General features: G+C 58.8%; 6 protein-coding genes and 1 pseudogene. All 7 read left to right on the forward strand.

Annotated elements, in window-relative coordinates:
- Nucleotides 1-118 precede the first annotated feature (118 nt).
- Nucleotides 119-937, forward strand: coding sequence for a glycosyltransferase (locus tag Q0478_RS05050; protein ID WP_298676821.1), 819 nt, complete (start codon nt 119-121; stop codon nt 935-937).
- Complete coding sequence (locus Q0478_RS05055; protein ID WP_298676823.1) at nt 934-1,854, forward strand: DMT family transporter; 921 nt, start codon at nt 934-936, stop codon at nt 1,852-1,854. The genes Q0478_RS05050 and Q0478_RS05055 overlap by 4 nt, the downstream gene beginning before the upstream one ends.
- The gene (locus Q0478_RS05060) at nt 1,851-2,702 is read left to right on the forward strand and encodes a glycosyltransferase (RefSeq protein WP_298676825.1); all 852 of its coding nucleotides are present in this window, start codon (nt 1,851-1,853) and stop codon (nt 2,700-2,702) included. The genes Q0478_RS05055 and Q0478_RS05060 overlap by 4 nt, the downstream gene beginning before the upstream one ends.
- Nucleotides 2,703-2,972: 270 nt before the next feature.
- Nucleotides 2,973-3,344 carry a 30S ribosomal protein S12 gene (rpsL, locus tag Q0478_RS05065; protein ID WP_215959443.1) on the forward strand — a complete coding sequence of 124 codons (372 nt, stop codon included), beginning with the start codon at nt 2,973-2,975 and terminating at the stop codon, nt 3,342-3,344.
- Between the two features lie 12 nt (nt 3,345-3,356).
- On the forward strand, nt 3,357-3,827 hold the full coding sequence (rpsG, locus tag Q0478_RS05070; protein WP_298676828.1) for a 30S ribosomal protein S7: 471 nt from the start codon (nt 3,357-3,359) through the stop codon (nt 3,825-3,827).
- 15 nt (nt 3,828-3,842) lie between these two features.
- Nucleotides 3,843-5,960 carry an elongation factor G gene (gene fusA / locus Q0478_RS05075; protein ID WP_298676830.1) on the forward strand — a complete coding sequence of 706 codons (2,118 nt, stop codon included), beginning with the start codon at nt 3,843-3,845 and terminating at the stop codon, nt 5,958-5,960.
- Nucleotides 5,961-6,052: 92 nt separating this feature from the next.
- A pseudogene (locus Q0478_RS05080) lies at nt 6,053-6,121 on the forward strand (elongation factor Tu); the annotation flags it as partial.

The raw sequence follows: 6,121 nt of genomic DNA on the forward strand, positions 1-6,121 counted from the left end.
GAGGGTCGTCACGCGATAGCCCCCGCTGAGCCGGGGGCGTCTTTTAGGGCCAGGCCGCGTGCTTGGCCCTTTTCTTTTGGCGCAAAGGCGTGTTTCCTTGCGGGCAAGGAGACAGGTGATGAGACGAGTGACACAGGCACCGCAGGTGATTGGTTTGGTGCGGTTTTCCGTTTTGGCGACGGACTATTATTCAGACACCCATGGCAGCCCCGAGGCGGTGGCCGCGCATCTTTACACGCCCGAGCGTATGGCGCTGCGGTTGCAGATGTTTGAGACCCTGTGTTTGCCCTCGCTGCTGCGCCAGAGCGATCAGGGCTTTCGGCTGGTTGTGCTGACCTCAACCGAGTTGCCGTCAGAGGTGCGCGCAAGGCTTGATGCGCTGCTGGCGCCGCATGACAACATAAGCGTTTATGCCGCCGCGCCGGGGCCGCATTACCAGATTATCAAGGCCGCTTATGCGAGCGCACATGAGGCGGGGGTGAGCCACCGGATCACCTTTCGGCTGGATGATGACGATGCTCTGGCGGGAGACTATATTGCGCGGCTCAAGGCGCTGGCGGGGCCTTTGCGCGATATGAAGCCCGATGCGCCAACCGTGATTGCCTTTAACCGCGGGTTTTATGTGGAGGTCACGGGGCAGGGCAACAACGCGGTGTTTGACACGGTGGAACGCGCGCCGCTTTCCTGTGGCACGGCGCTTTTGCACCCCGTTGCCTATACGCGCAACCCTTACCGCTACAACCACCGCGCGCTGGCGCAGCACTACACGCTTTATTCGGATATTTCCGCGCCCTGCTTTTTGCGCACCATTCACCGCGACAACAAATCCAGCCCGGCAAAACTGGGGATTGTCGGAAAGCTGCCGCCTGAAACGCTTGCCAAGCAGATTAAAGCGCTGTTTGGTTTTGAGATGGATATGCTGAAAGAGCTGAGATGATTTCCTCTCAAGACAATTTGCGCGGGGCCGTTCTGATGATGGCCTCCATGGCGGCTTTTACGTTTAACGACGCCTTTATGAAGGTGGTCTCGCGGGAGCTGCCGCTGTTTCAGGTGCTCACATTGCGGGGGGTTTTGACAACGGTTCTGATTGCGCTGGTGATGCTTGTGATGGGCAAGATCCGCTTTGATATTCCAAGGCGTGACCGCAAATATGTGGGGATCCGGGTGCTGGCCGAGGCGGGCTCGGCCTACTTTTTTCTCACGGCGCTGTTCAACATGCCCATCGCCAATGTCAGCGCGATCATGCAGGCCTTGCCCCTCACGGTGACGCTGGCGGCGGCTGTGTTTTTTCGCGAGCCGGTGGGGTGGCGGCGGCTGATGGCGATTTTTGCAGGCTTTGTCGGTGTGATGTTGATCATCCGGCCCGGCGCGGAGGATTTCACGATCTATTCGGTTTACACGCTGGCGGCGGTGCTTGTGGTGACGGTGCGCGACTTGGCCACGCGGCGGCTGAGTGCGGACACGCCCTCTATGGCGGTGTCGTTTTACTCCTCGCTCGGGGTGACGCTGTTTTTTGCCGCCGCCGCGCCAGCGCAGGGCTGGGCACCGGTGAGCGGGCAGGCGGCGTTGATGATTGTGGGGGCCTCTGTGATGATCATCGGTGGCTATCTCTTCTCGATCATGGTCATGCGGGTGGGGGAGATCAGCTTTGTGGCGACCTTCCGCTATACCTCATTGATCTGGGCATTGTTGCTGGGGTGGCTTGTGTTTGGGGACTGGCCCAAGCCGATCACCCTGTTGGGGGCGGCGATTGTGATTGGCTCGGGTGTGTTCATGCTGCTGCGCGAGCGCCAGCTCAAGAAGCGCGCCGCACGGGTGGCGGCGGCGCGGCCTGCGGCGGGAGCGGGTGTGTGAGACAGGCGCGTTTGCAGGTATTGGGGTTGTGTCGCTGGTCTTATCCGAGCCAGACGGGGGCTTTCAACAACAAGGGTGAGAGCCTGGAGGCGCTGCGCGCAGAGCTTTATGACGCGGCGCGTATGCGGGTGCGGCTGTTCTTTCTGGAGCATTTGGTGCTGCCGAGCCTGCGGGCGCAGACGGATACCGAGTTTACGCTTGTATTGATGATGGGCGAGAGCCTGCCTGAGCCGTGGCGGGGGCGGGTGCTGGAGCTGATCCGCGATGTGCCTCAGGTGAAGCCGGTGTTTTTGCCCGAGGGCCAGAACCATATGGAGGCCTGCCGCGCACTGATGATGGCGCATCGTGACCAGAGCGCGGATGTTGTGGTCGAGTTCCGTCTAGATGATGACGACGCTGTGGCAGAGAATTTTGTGGAGCGGTTGCGTGCGCTCTACCGCCAGCTGCGTCCGATCTACAAGGAGCACGGGCGCGCGGCGGTGGATTTTTGCCGCGGGTTCCTGTTTCGCTGCGAGGCGGATGGGGCGGTGACGTATCTGCCCGTGGAAGCGCGGCTCTGGACGCCTGCCTTGGCGCTTTATCTGCCGCCCGGGCACAAGCGCAGCCTGCTCAACTATCCGCATATGCGCACCTGGCGGGCCATGCCTGTCTTGAGCCTGATGAAGCAGCCCATGTTTGTGCGCGGCGCGCATGAGGGCAATGACAGCGCGATCAAGGAGCGCAAGGTGGACAGCTTTCGCTACAAGCTGGAGGCGCTGCCAGAGCTGATGCAGGCCCGGTTCGGGGTGGATCTGGAGCGCTTTGAGCAGGGCTGGCGCGCGCTCGGGGGGCAAAAGGACGCAAGCTGAGCCGCGCGGGTGGCGTGTGTTGACAAGCCCGGCGACTCCCCATATACGCCCTCTCATCCGGCTTAGGGGACGACCCGATGCCGTTTGCATAACTTGAGTGGTCAAGATCCGAGCTACTGCTGCGAAGATCCTCTGAGAACCCGCCGCGCCGTTTACCTCGGAATGGGAACGATGCGGCTTTTGTGTGTTGTGGACGCATAACGCGCAGCGAATTGAAACCGCGAGGGGACACCCTTGCACACATGTGTTGAGAAACGGGAAAAGAGCCCTATGCCAACGATCCAACAGCTCATCCGGAAGCCCCGGAAGCCGAAAGTCAAACGCTCCAAATCGCTTCACCTTGAGGGCAACCCTCAAAAGCGCGGCGTTTGCACACGCGTATACACCACAACGCCCAAGAAGCCGAACTCGGCCATGCGGAAGGTTGCCAAAGTGCGCCTGACAAACGGTTTTGAGGTCATCAGCTACATCGGCGGCGAAAGCCACAACCTTCAGGAGCACTCAGTGGTTCTGATCCGCGGCGGCCGTGTAAAAGACCTTCCAGGTGTCCGCTACCACATCCTGCGCGGTGTTCTTGATACGCAAGGCGTTAAAGACCGTAAGCAGCGCCGCTCGAAATATGGCGCTAAGCGTCCTAAGTAAGGAAGAGATCACATGTCACGTCGTCACGCCGCTGAAAAACGCGAAGTCCTTCCTGACGCCAAGTTTGGTGATCGGGTTCTGACAAAATTCATGAACAACCTGATGATCGACGGCAAAAAAGCTGTTGCCGAGCGTATCGTCTATAACGCCTTTGACCGGGTTGAAACCAAGATCAAGCGCGCCCCTGTGGAAGTGTTCCACGAAGCGCTGGAAAACATCAAACCATCTGTTGAGGTGCGCTCGCGCCGTGTGGGTGGTGCGACGTATCAGGTTCCTGTTGAGGTCCGCCCCGAGCGCCGCGAAGCGCTTGCGATCCGCTGGCTGATCAACGCGAGCCGTGCGCGCAACGAGAACACCATGGAAGAGCGCCTTGCCGGCGAGCTCATGGATGCTGTGCAATCTCGCGGCTCTGCCGTGAAAAAGCGCGAAGACACTCACAAAATGGCCGAAGCGAACAAAGCCTTCAGCCACTACCGCTGGTAATAGGAAGCACCTGACATGGCACGCGACTATCCCCTCGAACGCTACCGCAACTTTGGTATTATTGCGCATATTGATGCGGGTAAGACCACCTGCTCGGAGCGGATCCTGTTTTACACGGGCAAATCACACAACATCGGCGAAGTGCATGACGGCGCCGCAACAATGGACTGGATGGAGCAAGAGCAGGAGCGTGGCATCACGATCACCTCTGCGGCGACAACCACGTTCTGGGAGCGCACGGAGAACGGCAAAGAGCCTGATTCCGAAAAGCACCGCATGAACATCATCGACACCCCCGGCCACGTTGACTTCACCATTGAAGTTGAGCGTTCGCTGGCGGTTCTGGATGGCGCGGTCACGGTTCTGGACGGCAACGCCGGCGTTGAGCCGCAAACCGAGACAGTCTGGCGTCAGGCCGACCGTTACAAGGTTCCGCGGATTGTGTTTGTCAACAAGATGGACAAGATCGGCGCTGACTTCTTTAACTGTGTGCGCATGATCGAAGACCGCACCGGCGCGCGCGCTGTGCCGATCGGTGTTCCGATCGGGTCGGAAACAGACCTTGAGGGTCTTGTTGATCTGGTGACCATGGAAGAGTGGCTCTGGCAGGGGGAAGACCTTGGCGCGAGCTGGATCAAGGCACCGATCCGCGAAAGCCTGCAAGACATGGCCGCCGAATGGCGCGGCAAGATGATCGAAGCGGCCGTCGAAGAAGACGACGAAGCCATGATGGAGTATCTGGAAGGCAACGAGCCCGACGTTCCCACGCTGCGCCGCTTGCTGCGCAAGGGCACCTTGGCTCTGAGCTTTGTGCCTGTTCTGGGCGGCTCTGCCTTCAAGAACAAAGGTGTTCAGCCTCTCTTGAACGCTGTTGTCGATTATCTGCCAAGCCCGCTTGATGTGGTTGATTACATGGGCTTTGCCCCCGGTGATGAGACAGAGACACGCAACATTGCCCGCCGTGCGGAAGATGATATGGCCTTCTCTGGCCTTGCCTTCAAAATCATGAACGACCCCTTCGTGGGCTCGCTGACCTTCACGCGGATCTATTCAGGCACGCTCGCCAAAGGCGACACCGTGTTGAACGCGACCAAGGGCAAGAAAGAGCGCATTGGCCGTATGATGATGATGCACTCGATCAACCGCGAAGAGATCGAGGAAGCCTTTGCGGGCGACATCATCGCGCTTGCGGGTCTGAAGGACACGACAACAGGCGACACGCTTTGCGACGTGAAGGAGCCTGTGGTTCTGGAGACGATGACATTCCCCGATCCGGTGATCGAGATTGCCATTGAGCCAAAGACGAAGAACGACCAGGAGAAAATGTCTCAGGGTTTGCAGCGTCTTGCGGCCGAAGACCCCTCGTTCCGTGTGGAAACCGATTTGGAATCAGGCCAGACGATCATGAAGGGTATGGGCGAACTTCACCTTGATATTCTCGTGGACCGTCTGAAGCGTGAGTTCAAAGTGGAAGCCAACATCGGTGCGCCACAGGTGGCGTATCGCGAGACCATTTCCCGCGAAGTCGAGCATACCTACACGCACAAGAAGCAGTCAGGTGGTTCAGGCCAGTTTGGCGAGGTGAAAATGATCATCTCTCCAACAGAAGCCGGTGAAGGCTACTCGTTTGAAAGCCGGATTGTCGGCGGGTCTATTCCCAAAGAATATATCCCCGGTGTTGAAAAGGGCATCAACTCGGTCATGGACAGCGGCCCCCTGGCGGGCTTCCCTGTGATTGACTTCAAGGTGGCGCTCATCGACGGTAAGTTCCACGATGTTGACTCCTCGGTTCTGGCTTTCGAAATCGCGGCACGCATGTGTATGCGTGAAGGCATGAAAAAAGCCGGTGCGAAGCTTCTGGAGCCTGTGATGAAAGTCGAAGTCATCACGCCGGAAGAGTATACCGGTGGGATCATCGGCGATCTGACGTCCCGTCGTGGCCAGGTGAACGGCCAGGACACACGCGGCAACGCGATCGCGATCGACGCTTTTGTGCCGCTGGCGAATATGTTCGGCTACATCAACACGCTGCGCTCCATGTCTTCGGGCCGCGCGCAGTTCACGATGCAGTTTGACCATTACGAGCCGGTTCCAAGCAACATCTCGGAAGAAATTCAGGCGAAATACGCCTAACCAGCGGTGCGCCGTAAAGGCGCACCCTACACCCACCTCGTAGGGTGCGCATTCAATGCGCACCGCAAATTGAAAATTAAGGAGGCCACCTCATGGCAAAGGAAAAGTTTGACCGTAGTAAACCGCATTGCAACATCGGCACGATTGGTCACGTTGACCAC

This window comes from uncultured Lentibacter sp. (assembly GCF_937123735.1).
In the GTDB taxonomy this organism is placed as follows: Bacteria; Pseudomonadota; Alphaproteobacteria; order Rhodobacterales; family Rhodobacteraceae; genus Lentibacter.

What these genes read in the sequence shown, in the direction of transcription:
- Q0478_RS05050 (WP_298676821.1), top strand. Translation starts at nt 119, where the DNA reads ATGAGACGAGTGACACAGGCACCGCAGGTGATTGGTTTGGTGCGGTTT.
- Q0478_RS05055 (WP_298676823.1), top strand. Translation starts at nt 934, where the DNA reads ATGATTTCCTCTCAAGACAATTTGCGCGGGGCCGTTCTGATGATGGCC.
- rpsL (WP_215959443.1), top strand. Translation starts at nt 2,973, where the DNA reads ATGCCAACGATCCAACAGCTCATCCGGAAGCCCCGGAAGCCGAAAGTC.
- rpsG (WP_298676828.1), top strand. Translation starts at nt 3,357, where the DNA reads ATGTCACGTCGTCACGCCGCTGAAAAACGCGAAGTCCTTCCTGACGCC.
- fusA (WP_298676830.1), top strand. Translation starts at nt 3,843, where the DNA reads ATGGCACGCGACTATCCCCTCGAACGCTACCGCAACTTTGGTATTATT.